This is a genomic window from Compostibacter hankyongensis (assembly GCF_039541075.1).
GTDB classification, from domain to species: Bacteria; Bacteroidota; Bacteroidia; order Chitinophagales; family Chitinophagaceae; genus Compostibacter; species Compostibacter hankyongensis.
Window position 1 is genome coordinate 828,217 of record NZ_BAABFN010000002.1, and the last position, 21,644, is coordinate 849,860.

Annotated in this window: 21 protein-coding genes and 1 pseudogene; 7 read left to right on the top strand and 15 right to left on the bottom strand. The window is 54.2% G+C overall.

Annotated elements, in window-relative coordinates:
• Positions 1-83 precede the first annotated feature (83 nt).
• From yajC to ABD851_RS08190, 3 genes are read left to right on the top strand one after another with little or no spacing between them, the layout of a single operon-like run.
• Positions 84-443 carry a preprotein translocase subunit YajC gene (gene yajC / locus ABD851_RS08180; RefSeq protein ID WP_344978076.1) on the top strand — a complete coding sequence of 120 codons (360 nt, stop codon included), beginning with the start codon at positions 84-86 and terminating at the stop codon, positions 441-443.
• Between the two features lie 34 nt (positions 444-477).
• Positions 478-1,074: a dephospho-CoA kinase gene (coaE, locus tag ABD851_RS08185; protein ID WP_344978078.1), complete on the top strand. Its 597-nt coding sequence runs from the start codon at positions 478-480 to the stop codon at positions 1,072-1,074.
• A gap of 33 nt (positions 1,075-1,107) precedes the next feature.
• Complete coding sequence (locus ABD851_RS08190; protein ID WP_344978080.1) at positions 1,108-1,641, top strand: CopD family protein; 534 nt, start codon at positions 1,108-1,110, stop codon at positions 1,639-1,641.
• A 26-nt stretch (positions 1,642-1,667) separates the two neighbouring features.
• Here the strand turns inward: ABD851_RS08190 and ABD851_RS08195 are convergent, their stop codons facing one another.
• The 5 genes from ABD851_RS08195 to ABD851_RS08215 form a co-directional block, all read right to left on the bottom strand.
• The gene (locus ABD851_RS08195; RefSeq protein ID WP_344978082.1) at positions 1,668-2,861 is read right to left on the bottom strand and encodes a pyridoxal phosphate-dependent aminotransferase; all 1,194 of its coding nucleotides are present in this window, start codon (positions 2,859-2,861) and stop codon (positions 1,668-1,670) included.
• Between the two features lie 183 nt (positions 2,862-3,044).
• The gene (locus tag ABD851_RS08200) at positions 3,045-3,326 is read right to left on the bottom strand and encodes an acylphosphatase (protein WP_344978084.1); all 282 of its coding nucleotides are present in this window, start codon (positions 3,324-3,326) and stop codon (positions 3,045-3,047) included.
• Between the two features lie 91 nt (positions 3,327-3,417).
• The gene (tpiA, locus tag ABD851_RS08205) at positions 3,418-4,182 is read right to left on the bottom strand and encodes a triose-phosphate isomerase (RefSeq protein WP_344978086.1); all 765 of its coding nucleotides are present in this window, start codon (positions 4,180-4,182) and stop codon (positions 3,418-3,420) included.
• 14 nt (positions 4,183-4,196) lie between these two features.
• Positions 4,197-5,390: a putative sugar nucleotidyl transferase gene (locus ABD851_RS08210; protein ID WP_344978088.1), complete on the bottom strand. Its 1,194-nt coding sequence runs from the start codon at positions 5,388-5,390 to the stop codon at positions 4,197-4,199.
• 67 nt (positions 5,391-5,457) lie between these two features.
• The gene (locus ABD851_RS08215; protein ID WP_344978090.1) at positions 5,458-5,712 is read right to left on the bottom strand and encodes a type B 50S ribosomal protein L31; all 255 of its coding nucleotides are present in this window, start codon (positions 5,710-5,712) and stop codon (positions 5,458-5,460) included.
• A 101-nt stretch (positions 5,713-5,813) separates the two neighbouring features.
• Here ABD851_RS08215 and ABD851_RS08220 point away from each other — a divergent pair, with 101 nt between their 5' ends.
• Positions 5,814-6,158, top strand: a complete 345-nt coding sequence (locus tag ABD851_RS08220) for a nucleotidyltransferase domain-containing protein (protein ID WP_344978092.1) — start codon at positions 5,814-5,816, stop codon at positions 6,156-6,158.
• Positions 6,155-6,540, top strand: a pseudogene (locus ABD851_RS18015) (HEPN domain-containing protein). Before ABD851_RS08220 ends, ABD851_RS18015 begins: the two are co-directional and overlap by 4 nt.
• 19 nt (positions 6,541-6,559) lie before the next feature.
• Here the strand turns inward: ABD851_RS18015 and ABD851_RS08225 are convergent.
• The 3 genes from ABD851_RS08225 to ABD851_RS08235 all read right to left on the bottom strand — a co-directional run bounded on the left by ABD851_RS08225 (position 6,560) and on the right by ABD851_RS08235 (position 9,317).
• On the bottom strand, positions 6,560-7,408 hold the full coding sequence (locus tag ABD851_RS08225; protein WP_344978094.1) for a hypothetical protein: 849 nt from the start codon (positions 7,406-7,408) through the stop codon (positions 6,560-6,562).
• A 514-nt stretch (positions 7,409-7,922) separates the two neighbouring features.
• Positions 7,923-8,768: a fimbrial biogenesis chaperone gene (locus ABD851_RS08230; RefSeq protein WP_344978096.1), complete on the bottom strand. Its 846-nt coding sequence runs from the start codon at positions 8,766-8,768 to the stop codon at positions 7,923-7,925.
• A gap of 9 nt (positions 8,769-8,777) precedes the next feature.
• A complete protein-coding gene (locus ABD851_RS08235; protein ID WP_344978103.1) occupies positions 8,778-9,317 on the bottom strand; it encodes a hypothetical protein in 540 nt (179 codons plus the stop codon).
• 303 nt (positions 9,318-9,620) lie between these two features.
• On the opposite strand from ABD851_RS08235, the gene ABD851_RS08240 reads away from it, so the two are divergent.
• Positions 9,621-12,305, top strand: a complete 2,685-nt coding sequence (locus ABD851_RS08240; RefSeq protein ID WP_344978105.1) for a hypothetical protein — start codon at positions 9,621-9,623, stop codon at positions 12,303-12,305.
• Between the two features lie 93 nt (positions 12,306-12,398).
• On the opposite strand, the gene ABD851_RS08245 is transcribed toward ABD851_RS08240, so the two are convergent.
• The 6 genes from ABD851_RS08245 to ABD851_RS08270 all read right to left on the bottom strand — a co-directional run bounded on the left by ABD851_RS08245 (position 12,399) and on the right by ABD851_RS08270 (position 18,782).
• Positions 12,399-12,890 (bottom strand): YajQ family cyclic di-GMP-binding protein, encoded by a 492-nt coding sequence (locus ABD851_RS08245; RefSeq protein ID WP_344978107.1) that lies wholly within the window; start codon positions 12,888-12,890, stop codon positions 12,399-12,401.
• 252 nt (positions 12,891-13,142) lie between these two features.
• Positions 13,143-13,859 carry a head GIN domain-containing protein gene (locus ABD851_RS08250; RefSeq protein WP_344978109.1) on the bottom strand — a complete coding sequence of 239 codons (717 nt, stop codon included), beginning with the start codon at positions 13,857-13,859 and terminating at the stop codon, positions 13,143-13,145.
• 130 nt (positions 13,860-13,989) lie between these two features.
• Positions 13,990-15,096, bottom strand: coding sequence for a DUF4097 family beta strand repeat-containing protein (locus tag ABD851_RS08255; RefSeq protein ID WP_344978111.1), 1,107 nt, complete (start codon positions 15,094-15,096; stop codon positions 13,990-13,992).
• Between the two features lie 11 nt (positions 15,097-15,107).
• Positions 15,108-15,614: a hypothetical protein gene (locus tag ABD851_RS08260; RefSeq protein ID WP_344978113.1), complete on the bottom strand. Its 507-nt coding sequence runs from the start codon at positions 15,612-15,614 to the stop codon at positions 15,108-15,110.
• 39 nt (positions 15,615-15,653) lie between these two features.
• Positions 15,654-16,214 carry an RNA polymerase sigma factor gene (locus ABD851_RS08265; protein WP_344978115.1) on the bottom strand — a complete coding sequence of 187 codons (561 nt, stop codon included), beginning with the start codon at positions 16,212-16,214 and terminating at the stop codon, positions 15,654-15,656.
• A gap of 72 nt (positions 16,215-16,286) precedes the next feature.
• Entirely contained in the window at positions 16,287-18,782 is a 2,496-nt protein-coding gene (locus tag ABD851_RS08270) for an outer membrane beta-barrel protein (protein ID WP_344978117.1), read from the bottom strand.
• Between the two features lie 603 nt (positions 18,783-19,385).
• On the opposite strand from ABD851_RS08270, the gene ABD851_RS08275 reads away from it, so the two are divergent.
• Complete coding sequence (locus ABD851_RS08275; protein ID WP_344978119.1) at positions 19,386-20,438, top strand: glycoside hydrolase family 183 protein; 1,053 nt, start codon at positions 19,386-19,388, stop codon at positions 20,436-20,438.
• Positions 20,439-20,498: 60 nt separating this feature from the next.
• On the opposite strand, the gene ABD851_RS08280 is transcribed toward ABD851_RS08275, so the two are convergent.
• Complete coding sequence (locus tag ABD851_RS08280; RefSeq protein ID WP_344978121.1) at positions 20,499-21,617, bottom strand: serine hydrolase domain-containing protein; 1,119 nt, start codon at positions 21,615-21,617, stop codon at positions 20,499-20,501.
• Positions 21,618-21,644 lie beyond the last annotated feature (27 nt).

Sequence of the window (21,644 nt, forward strand, 5' to 3'; positions counted from 1 at the left end):
CGGCCCTGCGGGAGAGCGCTTCCGGTTGCTTCTGCTCCGTATCATGCACTGATCTCTTCTATTCATAAACAATCCAAACAATCATGTATCTGACTTCGATGACTTTCCTGATGATGGGTCAAAACGGCTCGCCCAATCCGACCAGCTCCCTGATCTTTATCGGCGGCATGCTGGTGGTAATGTATCTTTTTATGATCCGTCCGCAGGCAAAAAAGGCCAAACAGCAAAAGGCATTTAACGCCAGTATCCAGAAAGGGGAAAGGGTGGTCACCATCGCCGGCATCCATGGCAGGATCAGCAAGATAAACGAAGACGACACCCTCCAGCTGGAGGTAAGCCCCGGCTCTTATATGACCATCGAACGCTCGGCCATCAGCATGGAATATACCACGGCCCAGCAAAAGAAAGCCCAGGGTACCACCGGCGCCGAGGTAAAGAAATAACCCGGCGAACCCAACAAAAGATAAATCTCAACGGATGAAAGTGGGTATCACCGGCGGTATCGGATCCGGCAAAAGTACTGTTTGCCGGATTTTTGCTGTATTGGGGGTACCCGTATACGATGCCGATGGAGCCGCCAGGAGACTGATGAACGAAGACGAGGCTTTAAAGGCGGAGATAACCAGGGCGTTCGGGAGCAGGGCCTATGATGCCTCCGGGCGCCTGGATCGCTCCTGGCTCGGCCATACCGTATTCGCCGACCCCGAAAAGCTGGCCCGTCTCGATGCGCTGGTGCATCCCGTAACCTTGCGGGACAGCGCTGCCTGGGCGGAACGGCAGACCGCGCCCTATGTGATCAAGGAAGCTGCCCTGATGTTCGAAACCAGCGCTTTTCACCAGATGGACCATATCATCGGCGTATATGCTCCGGTATCCCTGCGTATCCGGCGCACCATGCAGCGCAGCGGGATCAGCCGGGAAGAGGTGCTCCAGCGGATGAGCCGGCAGCTGGATGAAACCCTGAAAATGCGGCTGTGCGACCAGGTAATCACCAACGACGGTCAGCAGGCCCTGATCCCCCAGGTGCTGGCCCTGCACCGGTGGCTCCTCGCCGGGGCCGGCAGCCCGGCCTGAGGATGTTTCTTTTTAAAATGTTAGCTTTGTCTTATGTACCTCTATGTCAAAGCCCTTCATATCATTTTTATCGTCACCTGGTTTTCGGGAATGTTTTATATGGTCCGGCTGTTTATTTACAACCGGGAAGCGCAGGAAAGGCCCGAAGCAGAGCGGACCGTGCTGCAGCGGCAGTACAGCATCATGATCCGCCGGTTATGGCTCGGCATCACCTGGCCCTCCGCTATCCTGACGCTGATATTCGGCCCCTGGATGCTCTACCTCTACGGACATATGCAGGAATGGTTATGGGTAAAGCTGGCATTTGTACTGGGACTATACCTCTATCATTTTTCCCTGCAGCACATCTACCGGCAGCAGATGCACGGTATTTTCCGGTATAGCAGCACCCAGCTCCGGATATGGAACGAGGTAGCCACGATCTTCCTGATCGCCATCGTGTTCCTGGCTGTCTTAAAAAGCAGTCTGGATATGCTGAAAGGGATCGCCATTCTGCTGCTGATCATGATCCTGCTGATGATGGCGATACGGATCTACAAAAGGATAAGGGTGAAAGGTAAAGGGTGAAAGGAGCCCCCCCGGCCCCCAAACGCCTAATCTCCCAGCTTCGCAAGTGCATCTTTTAAACGGCGCAGCGCTTCCTCCAGCTTATCCATAGAGGCGGCATAGGAAAGACGGATGCAATCCGGCTCTCCAAAGGCTTCCCCGGTAACCGTAGAGATATGAGCTTCCCGGATCAGGTACATGCACAGCGCATCCGCATTTGTTATCACGGTATCTCCGGCCTTCTTCCCGTAATAGGCGCTTACATCCGGGAATACATAAAACGCGCCCTGGGGTTCGGTAACCTTCAGCCCGGGAATGGTGCGCAGGGTGCGGACCATATAATCCCGGCGGCGGCGGAACTCGGCCACCATGTCATGCGTCGGCTTCATGTCCGAAGTGAGGGCGGTAATGCCTGCACGCTGGGTAATGGAGCAGGTGCCCGAGGTGATCTGGCCCTGTATCTTATCGCAGGCCTTGGCAATGGGCACAGGCGCCGCGATATATCCCAGTCTCCAGCCCGTCATGGCATAGCCCTTGCTCAAACCGTTGACAATGATGAGCCGGTCTTTCAGAAAATCGTATTTAGCCAGGCTGGCATGCGCACCCTGGTAATTGATATATTCATAGATCTCATCGGAAATGATGAATACCTGGGGATGCTTTTTGAATACCTCGGCAAGACCATCGAGCTCCTCCTGCGTATATACGGAACCGGTAGGATTGCAGGGCGAAGAGTAGATAAACAGCTTGCTTTTGGGCGTAATCGCCGCTTCCAGCTGTTCCGGTGTGATCTTGTATTCGTTTTCAAAGGTGCCTTTCACAAAAACCACTTCTCCCTTTTCCAGCCGTACAATTTCGGAATAGGACACCCAGTAGGGAGTGGGAATGATCACTTCATCCCCCGGATCCACCAGGCTGAGCACCACGTTGGCGATAGACTGCTTGGCACCGGTAGACACCACGATCCGATCGGGCGTATATTCCACACCGTTATCCCGCTTCAGCTTCTCACAAATGGCTTTCCGCAGCTCGGGATAGCCCGGCACCGGCGTATAATGGGTATATCCTTCGTCGATAGCCTTTTTTGCGGCATCCTTGATGTGCTGCGGGGTATCAAAATCCGGCTCACCGATGCTCAGGTCAATGATGTCCTGCCCCTGTGCGCGCAGTTCGCGGCTGAGCTTGGCCATCTGAATGGTTTGCGATTCAGCAATACGGCTCAATCGTTGGGCTAATTCCATGCTTGATCAGGTTTTTTTATGTGACTACCGCGTTATACAGCGCGGATGCATCTCCGGCTGCCACGCTCCTGTGAAAATAACGGCACAAATGTAGGGATATTCACGAAAATGTAAAAATAGTTTGATATAAATTCGAAAAATAGCCTATTTATTAAAAAACATCTAACGAAGGGGGCGATTTCTTCATCTGGAACGAATAACCTCAAAACCGGCATATCCCTGTACGGCCCCTTCCGTAACGGTGAGGCCTGTAACCTCCGCCGCCGGCGGGCCTTGCCGGCACCAGCGGATCAGGGCATCCACCGCCGCTGCTTCCCCTTCGGCTTCAAGGACCACCGTGCCGTCCGCGCGATTCTCCACCGTGCCGGTCACCCCCAGCGCGAGGGCCTGCTCCCGGGTAGCGGCGCGGTAGTATACGCCCTGGACTTTACCGGTTACCATGATCGACTTGTGTATACGGGACACGGATGTTTTCGGTTTGAGGTTTTTGGTTTGACGTTCAATAGTCTAAGGCCTAACGTTCAAGGTTTATCTGACTGGAATGGAACTTTAGACTTTAAACCTTTAAACTATTCACGATCGCCGTAAAATCTTCTGCTTTCAGCGAAGCCCCGCCGATCAGCCCCCCGTCCACATCGGGGCAGGCAAAGAGCTCTTCCGCATTGGAAGGCTTGCAGCTGCCGCCATACAGGATGCTTGTGCTGTCCGCTGCTTCCTGACCGTAACGGCTGGACAGCAGCGCCCGGATATGCGCATGCATCTCCTGTGCCTGCGCGGAAGACGCTGTCAGCCCGGTGCCGATGGCCCAGATGGGCTCATAGGCGATCACTACATTTTCCAGCTGCTCCGCGGAAAGGTGGTACAACGATTCTTCCAGCTGCCGGGCCACATAGTCATTCTGCGTTTCCGCCTTCCGTACCTCCAGCGGCTCGCCGCAACAGAAAATGACCTTCAGTCCGTGATGCAGGGCCTGGTCCAGCTTCAGCGCCAGCTCCTGGTTGGTTTCACGGAAATACTCCCGCCGTTCCGAATGGCCCAGGATCACATAGTCCGTTTTTACCGACTGCAGCATGGCGGCCGATACTTCTCCGGTATAAGCGCCCGAGGCCTGCGAATGGCAGTTCTGCGCCGCCACATAAAAATGCGGATAATTCCTGAGCCGGCTTTTGGCGCTCACCAGGTAAGGAAAAGGAGTGGCCACGACCACAGATTTTTTCTCGTTCAGCCGGAGTCCGGCATCCAGGATAGCCTGGATCAGCTGTTCCCCTTCCTGCAGGGTCAGGTTCATCTTCCAGTTGCCGGCAACCATCTTTTTTCTCATAATGATGTATAGCTTTATTTTGGGTAAGTGTTCAGGAACTGCTGCCGGGCGGCGGCGGTGCCTTCAAAAATTTTCTGTAATATCTGCTTTTCTGCTTTCGTTATTTCCTTGTTTTTCAACCGCATCCAGTTGCCTGCATGGGCAACCGCCTTCCCCGGGATATATTCCGCCCAGCGCTCCTCTCCGCCCCAGAGAAAGCCCGGGATATAGCGCGGGAAAAGCGCTCCTCCGTACAGGTTACAGCTGACGCCGATCACCGTGCCCGTGTTCAGCAATGCGCCGATACCCGTGCGGGAATAGTCGCCCATCAGCGTTCCGCACTTTTCGCCCGCCGCATAAAAACCTTCTTCCGCCTCGCTCCATATATTCACGGGAGCGGCGCTGTTCTTGAGGTTGGAACAGGTAGTGCCCGCGCCCAGGTTACACCATTCACCGATCACCGCATCGCCGAGATAACCGTCGTGCGCCTTGTTCGAATACCCGAAAAACACGCTGTTCTTGATCTCTCCACCCGCCACGCAGCACGGCCCCAGCGTGGTGGCGCCGTATAGGCGGGCCCCCATCTTGACAACGGCGTTTTCCCCCGCCGCGAAGGGGCCGCGGATCAGGCTGCCTTCCATGACCTGCACATTTTTGCCGATATAGATGGGCCCGGCCTCGGCATTTAATACACAGTTGCGTACGACAGCTCCTTCTTCTATAAACACGGCTTCGCCATTCAGCTGGCAGGAGGCGTCAGCGGGACGGGAAACCCGTCCCCGGGTGAGGAGGTCGAAATCCGCGCGCAGGGCGGCCTCGTTCCATTGAAAGATATGTTCCGGGCGGGTAAGCCGCAGTACCGCCCCTGTATAGGTCACGGCTGTCAGCCGCTGCAGTCCGGCTTCCGACCATTTCTCCGGCATCCGTGCGGCCAGCCAGCGCTCTCCCTGCACCAGCCGCTCTCCCGGTCGGAGCTGTTTTATACGGCCGGCAAGCTCCCCGTCGGGCAGCAGGCTGCCGTTGATCCATATATTGTCATCGCCCATCTCCAGGGGATATCCGGCGGCAAGATAAGATTCGGTAAGTGTGGAGGAAGGCTGCCCCAGCCAAAAAGCCCATTTCTCCCGGATGGTGAGGATACCCACCCGGCAATCGGCGATGGGGCGGGTATGGGTGAAAGGGAAAAGATACTTACGGTCGGCGGTATCGCAAAGGATATAATTCGGCATCTGCAGTCAAAAATAAAAAAAGTCCCCCGAATCTGCGGAGGACTTTTGCGATTTTATCCCGAACGGCTTATTTGCCTTTCTTTTCGTAACGCTTGCGGAATTTGTCGATACGGCCCGCGGTATCCACCAGTACGTTCTTACCGGTATAAAAGGGATGCGAGGTATTGGAGATTTCCAGCTTGATCAGCGGGTATTCCTTGCCGTCCTCCCATTCGATGGTTTCCTTGGAGGGAGCGGTAGAGCGGCTCAGAAAGCTGTATCCGTTGGACATGTCCTTAAACACGACAAAACGATAATTCTGCGGGTGAATTCCCTGTTTCATATAATGACTTTTATTGCCTGATTTCAGCCAGGCATGTTTTTGATGCGGCTGCAAAGATAGGGATTTTTTCCGGAAAAAACAGATTTGTAAAGCCTAAATGCATGAGTTATTTATGGTATATTTGCTACATGAGCACCCAGGAGACACTTTACAGCATTAAATCCACCGTACATTCCTTTCTTCCGGATGCCCGGGTTTTCCTTTTTGGGTCCCGCTCCAGTGGGACCCAGCAGGCGGATAGTGATTACGATCTGCTCGTGGTTACCCAGGAAGCCTATGCGCCCAGAGAAAAAATGAACTGGGAAAGCAAGATCCGGAAGGCGCTGGTCTGGTCCTTACATGCCCCATTCGATGTTATACTACAGAGTAAGCATGAAGTGGACCGTTACAGAAATTCGAAGGGTTATATTACCTATTATGCCCTAAAGGATGCGGTTGAATTATGAACCCAGTAGATAGAGAGGTTCTTTCCCAATGGATTGAACGGGCAGAACACGATCTTACTGCAGCCGCCCTGATCATAGATTCAAATCCTATTATTCTCGACATTGCCTGTTTTCATTGTCAGCAAGCGCAGAAAAGCTTTTAAAGGCCTTTCTATTTTTCAGCGATCAGGAGATCAGCAAAACCCATAATCTTGACCTCTTGCTCAAGAATTGTGCGCTTATTGATCCCGAATTTCTGAATGTAGATTTCAAGGATTTAGAATATTTCGCAGTCAGGGCACGTTATCCTCACCATTATGCTGCTCCCGAATTAGAGGAAGCAAAAGAATATTACCAGGTCTCGACATCCGTAAAGGAGCTGGTGCTTAGAAAAATAACGTAGACGTAACTTCCTTTATCTTCTATAGAGCAGTAAAGCTGTAGATCACCGTAGTGGTGTAGTTTCCCGCAGGCTTGCCGAGAAGACCCTGTGCCGCCTCGGGGGAGATGCTGTACCGGATACCGACCGTACGGTCGACCACCGGGGCGGCCCCGTCTATGATCTTTTGGGGCGTTTCGGAAAGCTGTATGGCAGTTACCCCGGCCTGTCCCGCAGCCGGACCCACCTGTACCACGCTTACCGGGATGGTATGCTGCTGCCCGTCGTTCAGCGTAGCCGAGGTGGCCTTTATATATACTTCGTAAGGCGTGGTCTTGCTGAGCGTAAGATGGGTCGGCAGCTCTGCCGATACCCCCTGGGCATAGTCGGCCGTGCCGCCAAAAGCCAGTTCGATCCCGGGATCATTGACCTTGAGCTCGGACATATCATCCACCTGGACGGTAAGCACGGAAGCCTGCCCCACAGGACCCGCCTGCGGAACGGCGCCGGCATCGAAAGCTTCATAGGCCAGATTGGCCGTATAGGCACCGGCCTGGACGAATCCTGCTTTCAGGGCTGAGGGACTAAGGGTATAAGTCAGCATATCCGTATTATGATTGCCGGCAACAACCGGAAGTCCCCCGGAAGGGGTCAGCACCTGAAAATCGGTGGAAGGCGCAACGGGAGGCCCCGGCGAGGTCCCGGTGAGCTGAACCTGCACTTGCCCTACCGGCGTATGGGGGTCGGGGGCATTGCTGTAATCCGCATGGGGAACATAGCCGAAAGTACCGGAAGCGGTCTTCAGACGAATGCCGTGCGCTACTGTCGTGGCAAGGGAAAGATTCTGCTGAGCGGAAATACCCTGACTGCGGAAATAACTCAAATTGTCCACATGCAGCAAAATGTTTCCGGCCGGCTGAAAGGTAATAAAAGAGGGAATGGTTAGGGTAAGCAGCTTGGGACTTGCTATTGTAGCAACGCTGATTCCCCCGAGATCAAAGAGGAGGTTTGTAGTGTACTTGCCAGCTACCCATGCGTATCCGCTGACAGGAATAGTATATTCAATAATTACTGAACCTGGAAGAAGTCCAAGCAAGCCGTTATAGACAGTTTGGGAGATAAGACTCAAGTTGACTTTCGTCGTGGAGGTAAGAAGGGTTACCCCACCGACCGATACCAACTGCACACCAATCCGTTCCGGCGGAATAGTATTGACGCCGGAGTTCAGCACACTTTCAGCGGACATGTATATCTTAGGAGCAACACTTAGCAGCTGATTGTAAGTTGTGGTAGCCAGCTGGATTTTATACTGCTGCCCGTTTTCGATATTCGCCTGCGGCAGTGTCAGACTGGCTTGTCCTGATACTGTCTCTGCGACAAAAAACCAGAGCAAACCCATGCCGACTTTAAGGCCCGTATACCACTTCTTTTTCCGCAACTTTCAGATGGGTTTTGGCGCCGCTGTCTACCAGGGCTACCGCCAGAAAATGCCCCTGCAGATGGGCAGGAAGGTCCATATATACCAGCTGCTCAGCGCCGGGCAAAAGGGATACGGCTCGCGGGGGAACCGGCAGCTCTTCTCCGCTTTCCTTACTGGTCAGCTCAAAACGGATATTCCCGTCCATTACCGCAGCGCCGGTATTGCGGACCTTCAGGACAAGCCGCCTTATGGTGTCTTTTTCCCTGGCCATCATGCCCCGGTCCTCAAAGGCCACCAGCTCGAGATTTCCCGGAGCAAGACCCGGCGGGGTATAATAAATATGTATGCCCACCTGCAGCCGGATATCGATGCCGACTTTGTTGCCCTGCTTATCCGAGCCGGAAAAGGCGTTTTGCGCATTCACCTGCGTCAGGAAAAGCATCGAATGGGAAAGCGCCTTCGCGGGCTGACCGCCGGGAATATGCAGCAATACCGTTACCTCCTTCCGCTCTCCGGGAGCCAGCTCGGTAAGCGCCGGCCTTGTCTCCACCCAGGAAGCGTTGGACCCGGGCAGGCTGCCGACGGGAGCATATATTTTGTTACCCGTGCTGTCTCGTTTCCAGTCCGCCATGGCAGCGCTGAAAGCAACCGGCGCTTTCCCGGTATTGGAAAGCGCCAGCTGTGTGGTGAGGGTTTGACCCGGAGCGCCGCCGCTGAAAAATATGCGGGAAGGAGCTACCGAAAGCCCTTGTCCGCTTGCGGCGGAAATGCTGCCCAGACAAAGGATAAAGGCAAGCACAGCAGGGGACATCCTTTTCAGCAGGTGCATCATCTCTACTGCTTAATCCTGGCTGATGGTGTAGGTCAGCGTCGTGTGATAGGTGTCCGCCGGCTTCCCGAGGATGGCGTCTGTTGAAGAAACGGTGCCGGGAATAGCATATTCCACGTCGATGTTCTTATTCATTACCGGCGTAGCCTCGGTAACCAGCTGCTGATCGGTAGTAGAAAGCGTTACCGGGGTCGGATCATTCCCGAGATCTCCCGACTGCAGCGTCACACTCACCGTATTGGCAGCTATGGTAGCCGCGTTTCCGGAGGCAGTACCGGGAAGATCCGCATCAGCCGCCTTTACATTCAGGCTGTAGGCCTGATTGCTGCTGACCGTCAGGTGATTGGCCATAAGCACCTGCTTGCCGGCCTGGTAATCCCCGGCAGTCTCAAAGGCCAGCTCAACCTCGCTTTGATTCACAGTAATATTCAGCGCATCCACCAACCGGATCTTGAGCGTGGTAGTACCGGTTGTGTTTTGCCCTTTAGCGGTCTGATGCAGACCCAGCAGGATGGCGGGCAATACCATCGTGTACAGAAAACATTTTTTCATTTTTGGTTTGTTGTTTAAAAAGGTCGGCGAAGGTACGCTTAAGAATAAAGCAGGGATTATCTCTGTTCATTCATTTTGTTCCTTTTTATCTCAAATCTCCTTTTCAGAAATCAAAACTGAACAAAAAGACAAGATCCCTTCTGAATATCCTGCAAAACAAACCCGTACCTTCGCGCCCTTTTCCATAAAACCGCCGGAAACAGACGATCTCTCCGGTTAGCTATGTCCCGTTCCCCCGCACTTTTACTGTGGTTCTTTTGTATGGCCGCCCCCGTCATATGCCGCGCCCAACATACCCCAGCTGTGCGCTGTATTTTCCTGCAGGACACGGTGCGGATCCGCTACGGGTCAACTTTCTCCAATAAGCTGCAGCTTACCAATACTACAGACACCACGCTGACCCTGACCAGTACCGGCAGCGCCCGCGACGCGCTTATTGCCCTGCCGGATACCGTCCTGCTGCCGCCGCACGCCGTTCGCCTGTTGCCGGTCAAGTATCTCGGCAGCGCCGCTATCCTCCAGGGCGGACTACAAGCCTTTACCGTGCAGCTCCGCCTCCGGGGCGTCCCCCTGCCGCCGGTCACTGCCACCTTTTATGTACAGCCGGATGCCTCTGAAAAACTGCTGCTCAGCCCGGCAGAACCGGTGACCTATACGGATCCCGCTACCGGCTTGTCCAAGATATCCGTAAAATGTGTCAACAGCGGTTACGCTCCCCTCTCCTTCCGCATCTCCGCCATCGCCATACCGGAAGGGCTCGAGATCACGCCGGCCACCCAGGAGCTGCAGCTGCAACCGGGTGAGCAGCGCGTCCTCCTTTTTCGGGGACGGCTGCTGCATCGCGGAGGTTATACCACGGACTTTTCCATACAGGTAACCGCCGCCGGCAAAGACGGGAACATTCTTGCCGGCACACAGCTGCGGGCGCTCAGCCTCAGCAGTGAGAAACGACTGGCGACGGGTGGCGATCTTTACAGCAATCTCCTGCAGAACAGTATAGGACTGACCCGAGTGGCGATGAGCAACGGCCCCTCCTTCTATCAGCTGCAGGGCAATGGCCATGTTTCACTCCGGGACAGCAAAAGCCTGGACTATCATCTTAACCTCGATTATTATGACCGCCTGAATGCCCTGGAAGGATACGATACCTGGGTCGCTTTTACGGGAAAGCACTGGGGCGTCAAAGCCGGCAATATCTATGACAACCTGGATTATCCCCTCTACGGCCGCGGTATAAAGGCAAGCCTGATGCCTTCCGGGAAAAGCGGCTTTGATCTTTATTACCTGGAGGACGACTATATGCTTTTTTCCCAGCTCTACAAACCGCCGGACCGGCCGGCTACCTGGGCGGCCAGCTACCGGTACAGGCCGGCTTCTCAAACGGAGGCAAGGCTATCGGTTATCCGCGGCCCCTCACCGGGAACCGGCGAGCTCGCCAGTCTCGTCAACGGACAGGCCGATATCCGGTTAAAAGGGAAACAGCACCTGCAGCTCGAGGCGGGCTACAGCCGTGAAGGCGGCAACAAAGGCACAAAAGCACGCCCCGGTTACGGGGGTGGTTTTACCTATGCTTCGAACAGCCCGCGATGGGATATCCGGCTGAACAACTACTTCAGCTCTCCCTATTACAGCGGTCTGCGCCGGGGCGCCGTACAGCTGGACGATCAGCTGGGATACCGCCTGTCATCCGGCAGCTCATTTTTTCTCCGTTATAACCGCCTGCACAACCGGCCGGCCTATATCACCGATACGCTGAACGGGTTTTCCGCAGGAAACTACAACAACATCACTGCTTACGAAGCCGGATGGTCCCAGCGGATATCCCCGCGTCTTTCCTTAACCGCAAAACCCTACCTGCTGGAACAGGACATGCAGCCTTCCCTGCTTTTCCCGGAAACAGACAGCCTGCCCCACCTCCGCTCGGATGCCCTCCGTATGGCCGCGGACTTGCAGTATGATCTGCAGCCTCATCATTTCAGGTTATCGGCAGACTATGGGAGCGTCAAAAGCGACAATCCCCTGCTAAAGCATTCCCGCTACTCCTCGCTGAAAGTGGAAGCGGACTATTACTGCCGTATCTGGGGTCTTAACGCGACGGTCCAGACCGCACCTTATTACCTGGCAGAAGAGGTATATGTCCGGGACGGGAGTTACCGCGCTTATTCCTTCGGGCCCAATATCCGTTTCAGGGCGCTTAAGAACAAGCTGGATGTCAGCTTCAGCGACTACCTGAACTATAACGCTTATCTCGCGGACTGGAACAATACGTTCAACGGCAGCGCCGGCTTCCGGCTGGGCAGGACCTGGCAGCTGAAAGGCCAGGTCTTTCATACCTTCTATAACCTGCAAGGCTACGGCAGCAACCTTCAGACGCGTATCGGCGTGGAGAAACAGTTTATGCAGGACAATGCTCCGGGATTGAAAAAGCTGGAGCTTACCTTCTTCGCGGATAAAAATGTGAACGGCCGCCAGGATCCCGGTGAAAATACGTTACCCGGCATCATCGCGGAGGTGGCCGGCGCAACGGCCATAAGCAACAAAAAAGGCAAGATCAGTTATGCTAACCTGCGTGAAGGCCTGCAGAGTGTCCGGCTGGTGAACGGAAGCGACTGGTACCTCATGAAGCCGCTGTCCGTAGCGCTTTCCCGGAACCGGAAGATAGCGGTGCCCCTGGTAAGAAGCGGACGGCTCGACGGGCATATTGTGATCCGCAGGCAGCAATACCTGGAAGATGCGGCCGTCAACCCGGAGGGCATCCGCATTACGGCCACGGACGATCTGAACCATACCTTCAGCACCCTCACGGATGCAAATGGCGCCTTCTCCCTTTTCCTGCCGCTGAATCATTATGTGATACGCCCCGAAACGGAAGGGCTCCCCTTCTCCGGCGCCCCGGCCCGGGCATTGCAGGTCCGCAAAGACAACAATCCCGATCTGGTATTTGAGCTGACAGACAAAAGCCGCGAAGTGGAGGTGAAGCGGTTCTGACAATATTTAAAAGCTTATTTTTTCCAGAACAAGCTTTTGCACGTCCTCGGCCATCTGATAATATTCCGCTCCCAGCCGTCAATTTATCCCGGCTCAGCTCTTCATGTTGATATACTGCAGGGGGATACCGAGGTTCCAGGTTTTGGAGGCCTGGATCACGGCCTGCAGGTCGTCGATCTTTTTGGCGCTGACCCGCACGGTATCATCCATAATGGCCGCCTGTACCTTCAGCCCGCTGTCTTTGATCAGCTTTACGATCTTTTTGGCGTCGGCCTGCTGGATGCCGTTGCGTATCTGTATTTCCTTTTTTACCAGCTTACCGCTCTGAAAGGGCTCTTTGCCGGTATCATATACTTCCGCCGCCAGCCCCTGCCGCATGGAACGGCTGATGAGCACATCAATGACCTGATCGAGCTTCATTTCGCTCTCCGCCGCCAGGTTCAGCTTAAAGGTCTTCTTGTCCAGCTCGATCTCCACAGGACTTCCCTTGAAATCAAAACGGTTGGTTATTTCTTTTCTTACGGTGTTTATAGCATTGTCCAGGGTTTGCAGGTCGGCTTTGCTGACCATATCAAAAGAAGGCATGGCAAGAGATTTTGGTAGGATACAAAAATACATAAAGGCGGTGAAAGATGAGAGGCGAAAGGCGCAGCACGGGATTTAATTATTTTTAAATGGGGGTGCCGAACTTCGTTTCATCGAGACCTTTAAGATCATAGTGCACGAGATAAATTTCATACCAGAAACCGGAACCCGAAACCAGAAACCCCTAAACGCGAAAAGGGAGGTTAGACAACCCCCCGATTCATTAACCAAAATCTAAACTTGTATTAAAAACTATTCCTGCCGTATACTTCCCATGCCGGACACCGACTGGTGGATCTGCGGGTTGCCCTTGTAACGCACCTCTCCCATGCCCGACACCGATACATCCAGCTTCTCCGTGGCATATACCTCCAGCTTTCCCATACCCGAAATGCTTACCGAAGTACGGGCCGTCCGCAGGTCGTCCGCCGACACCTTGCCTGTACCGGAAATATGGTACTCCGCTTCGGTCGACTTCCCTTCCAGCTCAACCTTTCCCGTACCGGAAACGTCTGTCTTCACCGCATCCGCCGTCAGATCCAGGTCCAGCTCACCCGATCCGCTTACGCCGATCTTCAGGTCTTTTACCTGCAGGGTATTGCGACTTTCGATCTCGCACACCCCACTGATATTAAGCGCTTCTATACGGGGGGTGGTCACATATACCTTCACGGTGCGGGAGGGGTCGATGTTTGTCCGGGGCTTTACGGACAGCTCCAATGTATTTCCATGTACCTCCGTCCGCAGAAAAGGCATCAGGTTGGCATCGGCCTCCAGCTTTACCGAGGTTGAACTCCCCTGGGTAAGGTATACATGATAAATGCCGGCGCAGCTGATCTTGTTAAAGGAGCCGGCTGTCCGGTCTTCCGTGCGGATATCCCCGTTGCCGCGGACCTTCTGCCCATCTACCGTGCAGGCCGTTGCCAGCAGCAGGCAGCAGAACGCAGCGGCGATTTTAAATGTTTTCATCCGTTAATTTTAGTGATCGGATGACACCGAAGGTGCATCGAGACCTATGACTGTTATTATGAACGAGATAAACCCCGCATATTAACATAACCCTGTGTGAGCACTATTATCATGCCCGGTTTCATACTGATCATTTGGCGTGTTTTAAGGATACATCGGTATAGGCGCCCCTTACCCGGATGGGCGCAGCAGCCTCACCGGCATCGCCGAGGGTGGCGCGGAACGTGCGCTTCCCCTTGTCATTCACGTCTTCCACTTTCCGGAAATCCCAGGACCCGGAATGGTTTACATTGCCATGATCGAGCTCCAGGTCGAGCCGGCAGGAAAGAGACCCGGGCAATCCGAGGTCTATATTGGCATAGCGGCCGTCTACCTGAAGCTGCCTGAAGCGGTTTCCGAGGGCATCTACCTTTACCTTCCCATACGTGATATCCAGGTCGCCCTCCAGCAGGATGCTGCCAAACTTATAATCCGTATAACGCGAGTCGCTTACCGTTTTTTCCACCTGCTCTGCCGCGAAGGCATCGTAGCTCGAATTGTTCTGCAGATTCCCGATGTCGCCCAGATTGAATTTCCCGTATTTGGAATCTATCTTCAGCTGCCCGGCCTTATCGATCTTTATTTCGCTGTAGCTGGCGTTAACCGCTATCTGCTCCGCGCCGCCCACAGTACCCTGGCTGTAGCCGGACTCAAGCGAAAGCGCCTTCATATTTCCGAGACGGAACTTGCCGTATTTAATCGTCAGTTGGGTACGGGCAGTCACATCTTCACACCAGACATCCCCGTAGCTGTTGGCAACCGACAGCAGGGCCAGGCTCCGGGGCAGGTAAACCTCATAATCCACGTTCACATATTGTTTGCCGTTGTGGTTCCCCACCGAGCTGAGCAGCCGGTTCCAGAGGGACCCGCCGCTCCCGGATGAAGACGTGGCGTAGCGGGTCTGCAGGCTCACCCTATTGCCTGTTTGCTGTCCGCTTACGGACGCTCCCTCCGCCATACTCCGGGCCTGGTCCTCATCCTGTCCGAAGCCTGTGATCGTTATCGTAGCCTTGATCACCGGCTGATCCCAGACATGGAGATTGATCTTGCCGTACTTGCTATCCAGGCTCAGCTCGGCGCCCGCCTGTACATGATAGGTTTTCACAAGCGTACGTTTGAACGGAAAAGGATCTCCCGCATGGGCCAGGACGGGCAGGCACAATAAAAATAAACCCAGTTGTATAAAAGTATGCTTCATTTGTATTTGTTTTAGGAATGGAGCTGCTGCAGCTGCCCCGTTATCTTATCCAGCGCCTCCAGTCTGCTCTGGTAATACTCTACAAAGGCCGCCCTTATCCTCGTGTCACCCGGGTTCTCCCGCAAAGCCTGGCGCAGCTGAAGATAAGTGCTGTCGCCCGACCGGAAAGCCTGCAGATCGCGGGAGGACAAACCTGTTTTTGCTTCCGGGTACCGCTCTATTACCTCCAGTTGGGTGTTGATGCGGCCGGAGTAATAAGACTGCACTTCCCTCAGCTCTTCCGGCAGGGGATGAACCGTTGTCTGCCGGGCAAGGCGATAGATACCCAGGCATGCCGCCAGACCCGCCAGCAGCAGCCAGCCGGCGGCTTTCATCCAGGTCTTCCGGCGGAGCCGGATACGCACAGCCCGGGGCTTTTCCTCCAGGGCAGCCTGCAGACCCTCCCATACCCGGGGAGAGGGTCCCCCCGAGTCGAAGTCTTCACGATGATCCTGCACAAATTTCTCAAACTGGTCCATACCTGCTTTTCCTGTTGTCTGCGGCAGTCCGCGCTGTGCTCAGCCGGCCTGTGCCGTTTCCTGCACCCACTGCCGAACCTTGGCCTTGGCCCGAAGATACTGCGTTTTTGCAGTAGATTCGCTGATACCCAGCTCCGCTGCGATGGCCTTGTGGGAGTATCCCTCAAAGAGATACAGGCTCAGCACCACCCGGTACCCGTCCGGCAGCTTGCGGATGGCATCCTGCACGCGGGCCACGGTATAGGCATGCGCCTTTTCGTCCACAGGCTCCTCTTCGGTCAGCTCCATCTCGTCCACCGGCATGAAGAAGTGCTTTTTCTTCTTCAGCTGGTTCAGACACCGGTTTACGACAATGCTTTTGATCCAGGCGCCCAGGGTGGATTCCCCCCGGAAGGTGTGCAGGCTTTTAAAAACCTGGTAAAAAGCATCCTGCAGGGTGTCTTCCGCCAGCTGCACGTCATTCAGCATCCGCAGGCAGATGTTATACATCGCGCCGGCATAGGCCTCATAGAGCTGGCGTGCCGCCAGGGGATCATTCCCCTGCCGGTACCGCTCCAGCAATTGCCGGGTGTCCATCTGTCCGTTTGCCTGGTTGCACATCGTTAAAGACAACTAATTGGAAAAAGGTTGCACCAAAAAATCTGTTTTTTTCAAAAAAAATCTCAAATTGTTCTAATTCCCTCTCTGGATACGGTTCTGCTCTTCCTCTATCCCCGTATTCCGGTGGCGGTTGACCTTGATTTTTTCATTACCAAAGCGCCAGGTAAAGGTCAGCCCGGCCCAGCGCCGGAAATGCCGCTGCTCCAGGTAGAGGTCAATGTTCCCGATGCTCATGTCCGCTTTTGTATTCTGGGTCTGAAACACATCCTGCACATTCAGCTTCAGAGAAGCCCTGTCGTCCCATAACGACTTTTCGATCCCGAAGGAAAGCATCCAGGCCGGATATACCACCAGCGGTCCTTCGAGGACGGTGCTGCGGTACATCCCGTTCAGCTCGGCCTTCCAGCCGTGCCGAAGGGTAAAGGTTTGCTGCGTATTGCCGATAAAGGAAGGCATGCCCTTGTCGAGGGGCACATCGTTATAGATACCCTGGAAGCGCTGGTAGATAAAAAGCAGGTTGTTGTTCGTGGACCACCAGGGGGTAATGCTGATTGGGATGTTCAGGTTCAGGGTGTAGTCTTCCCGGCTGTTCAGGTTACCCATGGTGATGAAGGTCGTCCGTATGGAATCGATCTGCCGGAATACCTGCGTCATGATATGATCGGTACGTTTGTAAGCCAGCGTAGCGATATAGCGGTTTTTCAGGGTGTAGGACAGCTCGATATTATGGCTGAACTGGGGTTGCAGGTAAGGGTTGCCGGACTGATAGGTGAACTTGTCCACATAAAAGGTCATGGGGTTCAGGTCCTGATAGCTGGGCCGGTCCACGCGCCGTGCATACGAGAGGCTGACATGATTGTCTTTTCCCAGCTGGCGGCTGAGGGAGATGTTGGGAAAAAGCTGAAAATAATTGCGTTTTACCGTGGAGTCGATCGTCAGCTGCTCGGCCCGGGAGATGGTTTGTTCCCCGCGCAGCCCTGCCTGGAGACTCCAGCCTTTTTTAAAGGTCTTGCTCAGGTTCAGATAAGCCGCATTGATGTTCTCGCGGTAGACAAAGTGACTGATGTTGCCCGCGTCGGGCTGCCACTTGTCACCGCTGAGGGTCTCGAAATAGCTGTTATTGTCTGTATGGGCAAGACTGTATTTCAAACCGCCCTCCAGCTTGGCATTGCCTTTCAGGGGAAGGGTATAGTCCATCTTGGCAGAATAAATATTGACCCGGGTAGGCTGCCCTCCCCGCCGAATCTCCGGGGAGCGGAGCGTGTCCCCCTCCGGGCCGGTAAAATCCGTACGGATATACTGGGAGCCGGGCATATTAAAATAGGCATAGTCCGCATCAAAGCTCAGCTGCTGCCCGGCGCTGTCCATATCCCAGGTATAATGCAGGTTGGCGGAAAGATTTTCCCAACGGCCGCCCGTACGGTTATCGGAAGTAGCCAGGGAATCCGTTTTTCCCGCAGCGTCCATAAAATACACCGGGCTGTGGCTGTGGAAGCTGGAATTGCTGGCGCTGCCGTTAAGCACAAAGCCCAGAGTATGCGCCGGGGTAATAAAATAGTCCATGCCCACCTGGGCGTTGTGGTTGTCGGCCGGCTCCTCCCACTCACTCATCTGCCGCAGGATGGCCTGCAGGGACTTGCCGCCGGGGGAAAAGAACTTCCGGGTCAGCAGAAGGCTGCTCTTGTCTTTGTCATGATTAAAGTTATAATTCCCGTAAGCGCTGAAATGCTCATTCCGGTAGTTGAGGGAGCCGCCGGCATTGTACCGCGGAAAGGCCCCCAGCCCACCGCCGACGGTCAGATTACCGTTGAACCCGGTGCCGGCATTCTTTTTCATCTTGAGGTTGATCATCCCTCCGGTGCCGGCCGCATCGTAGCGGGACGGCGGCTGGGTCATCAGCTCGATCTGCGAAAGGGCGTCGGCCGACATCCCTTTCAGCAGAGCGGTCAGCTGTTTTGAAGAGAGATGAGTGGGGCGCCCGTTGATCATCACGGTAACGCCGGACTGCCCGTTTAGGGATATATTACCGTCTTTATCCACGGTAACGCCGGGGGATTTTTCGAGCACCTCGAGCGCGGTGTTTCCCGCGCTGACGATGCTGTTTTCCACATTCACGATGGTCTGCCCGGGCTTGTGCTCGATATAAGGCCGGGCCGCCTTTACGTGTACGCCCTGCAGCACATGGGTGCCGGGACGTAGGGTCAGCAGCGGCAGGCCGACGGTCTGTTGTCCGGTATCCAGACGGACAGGAGCGCTGCAGGCCCGTTCCATCCCGATCATGGAAGCGCAAACGAGGTACTGACCGGCAGGCACCTCGCTGAACCGGTAATGCCCGGCTTCATCGGTGACCGCTCCCTTTACTAGGGAGGAATCGGAAGCGTTCAGCAGGGTGACCGTTACAAAGGCGGCAGCGCCCTCGGAGGTCTGTACCTTTCCCTCCAGGATACTCCCCTCTTTTTCCTGGGCGCGGAGGGAACGGACAAGGCTCAGCAGTATGAGAAACAATAATGCCGGAGCAAGAACAAGCATGCGAAAAGAAGACCGTGAATAGATAATGGCTGGTTTCATGACAGAGGTCTTTCAATAGGGTTTGTTAAATAGTTTCAGAGTTTATAAAAGGTCTACCGGTCTTTTTTCCTTTTTTTATTTTCATCCAAAGACGATCCGGCCATAGAAAATGTTACACTTATTTAGAACTTTTTTTAACCAGTTACAATGCAAAGATATGTACTATGTAATACATACTACATAGTATTACACAAACGGTCTGTAGGACGGGACGAACGGTGGAAAAGGGCGGAAGAAACCGGAAAACCGCTTTAGCAGCAACGGCATGCTGATGTACAAAGGCGGTGATTTTTTTAATGATTATATTAGCAGTACGAACAGGATTTGCCGGTAAGAAGGAGGGTAACGGTTGCGAAGACAAGATTGATCACGTATAATATTTAACTTGAAATAAATCTCATTATAAATTCATAACCAATAATCAACAAACAACATAAAATAAATCAGACACATTTTTAACACAAGAGGCCAATCCGATCTTCAGTTAAAGTAAATAAAGAGACAAAGCATTCAAAATTTCGTTATTTAATTTCAAGTAGATTTTGTAATAATTTACTTATCAAATAACTAATGAACATATAATTATTCCCAAAACGAATACCAATGATCAATCTCCTGCTCCGCCTCTTCTCTCTCGCTTTTATCCTGGGCAGCGGGATGCCCGTCCGGGCCCAGACCGCCTCTCCCTACCCCCGCAGCAGCCTTATCACGGACGTGATCTTCCATTTCAACGAGGTCAGAACATCTGCCCGCGGCAGCGATATCTGGCCGGCGACTTGGGCTGCAGACGACCGGCTGTACACCGCCTGGGGCGACGGTAACGGATTCTCCGGTCCGAAAAAGGTCAGCTGGGGCCTGGCCTGTCTGGACGACTCGGCGGGCCAATGGGCCGGCAGGGACATCTTTTACGGCCCGCCCGGCGTGCGGCAGGGAAAGGTATCCGGACTGCTGGCCCTCGGCGATACCCTGTATGCCTGGAAAAACGAGCAGAACGGAAAATATCCCTTGTGCGATATCCGGCTGATCAGATCGACCGACCGGGGCAGGTCCTGGTCCGGCCTGCCCGTAGTGTTCGGTCCTGCAGGCTTTAAGCCGGTATCCTTTGTCAATTTCGGACAGGGGTATACCGGCGCACGCGACCATAATATATACATTGCCGGGTTCAACAGCGGGGATACGCTACATCGGATATATCTGCTGCGGGCCGACCGGGACAGCCTGGAATATCCTGCTGCATACGAATGCCTGAGCGGCCTGGACCGGCGGCGGCGCCCCTCCTGGAACCGGAACACCGCATCCCTGTACCCTGTTTTCAGCATCCAGGACACAGGAGAGGCCAACCCCTTTCCCGTCATCATTTATAATGCGGGACTGAAACGGTATCTGCTTACCGATTGTCACGGCCCTGCAGGCTGCATAGGCATATTCGAAGCGCCGGAGCCCTGGGGACCCTGGAAGACTGTTTACTACAGCGACCACTGGGGCGGGCTGAACAAAGGCGAATACCTCGGCTTCGAATTTCCCAACAAATGGAGCAGCCACGATGGGAAGCAGCTGCGTATGGTCTTCAGCGTTTACAACTCCGACCGCCCGGACTGGAACGACGCCTGCAATACCATACCGGTGACCTTTACCATTTCACCGGCCGGCCGGTAAGCACGGGGAAAAGGAGTATATGCGCTCCAGTTATACTCCGCGTACCTATCCGCGGGAACGTTATAGTCCCGCCATCTGTTCCATAAACGCCCGTCCGAAATCCGAACCCAGTAAGGTACGGTTCAGGTTCCGGCGGAAAGGATTGAACATGCCGATCCCGGGAACAGGATGAATGATGTGGTAGAAGGGACGGCTCAGGTCCTGGGAGTTAGCCAGAACGATAAAGGTGAGCCCCTTTTCAGGAACTTTTACAAAAAGAGCCGAATAGCCGGTCCACCAGCCGGTATGCCAGACCACCTTTATCCCTTTATAATATTTTACAAACCATCCCAGGCCATACTGCAGGGTTTTTCCTTTTGGTGTAACAAATGGGGTAAAGACCTTTTCCCAGGTAGCCGTGTCCAGGAACCGCTTTTCATCGATAGCTACAGAATAAGCCGCCAGGTCCGCCACCGTGCTCATAATGCCGGCAGCGGCGCCGAAGCCGTAAGAGAACCTGACAGGCTTCAGCTGCTTTTTATCCCAGTCATAAGGTCTGGCTACCCGCTGCATAAACTCCTCCCGGTCATAGCCCGTCAGCGCGAAGGCCGCGCTGTCATCCGTGCTGGGAACGGTGTTCTTCAGGCCCAGGGGCCGTACGATATTCTCCATCAGCAGCTCCCCAAAGTGTCGGCCGGAGGATCTTTCGATCACCTTTGTCAGCTCATTGTACCATCCGCCGTTATACCGGAAGCTATAGCCGGGCTTGAACCCGTTCAGCGTGTTCCCCATGGCCGTATGGGTCAGCAGATGCTTCACCCTGATCCTGGGGTCGCTGCCCCAGCGGGCGCCCAGGTTGATGCCGTATTGGGCAATAGGATCGTCCAGACTGACCCGGCCGGCCTCCACCTGCTGCATCAGCAGGATAGAGCCAAACGTCTTCGTCACGGAAGCGATCTGGTAAACGGTGTTCTTGTCGGGCACGGTCCGATGTTCCACATCGGCATAGCCAAAACCTTTTGACCAGACCAGCGTCTTCCCCTTCACGATCCCGGCAGACAGACCCGGGATATGATATTTCCTGCGGAGGAACTCGATCTTTTTTTCAAATGCTGCGATGCGGGAGCTGTCCTTCCCTGATTGGGCAGATGAATTTATAGTAAAAATAGAAGTAAATAATATTAAGTACGTCATTTTCATACAGAAGAAATTATAATATTTTATGAC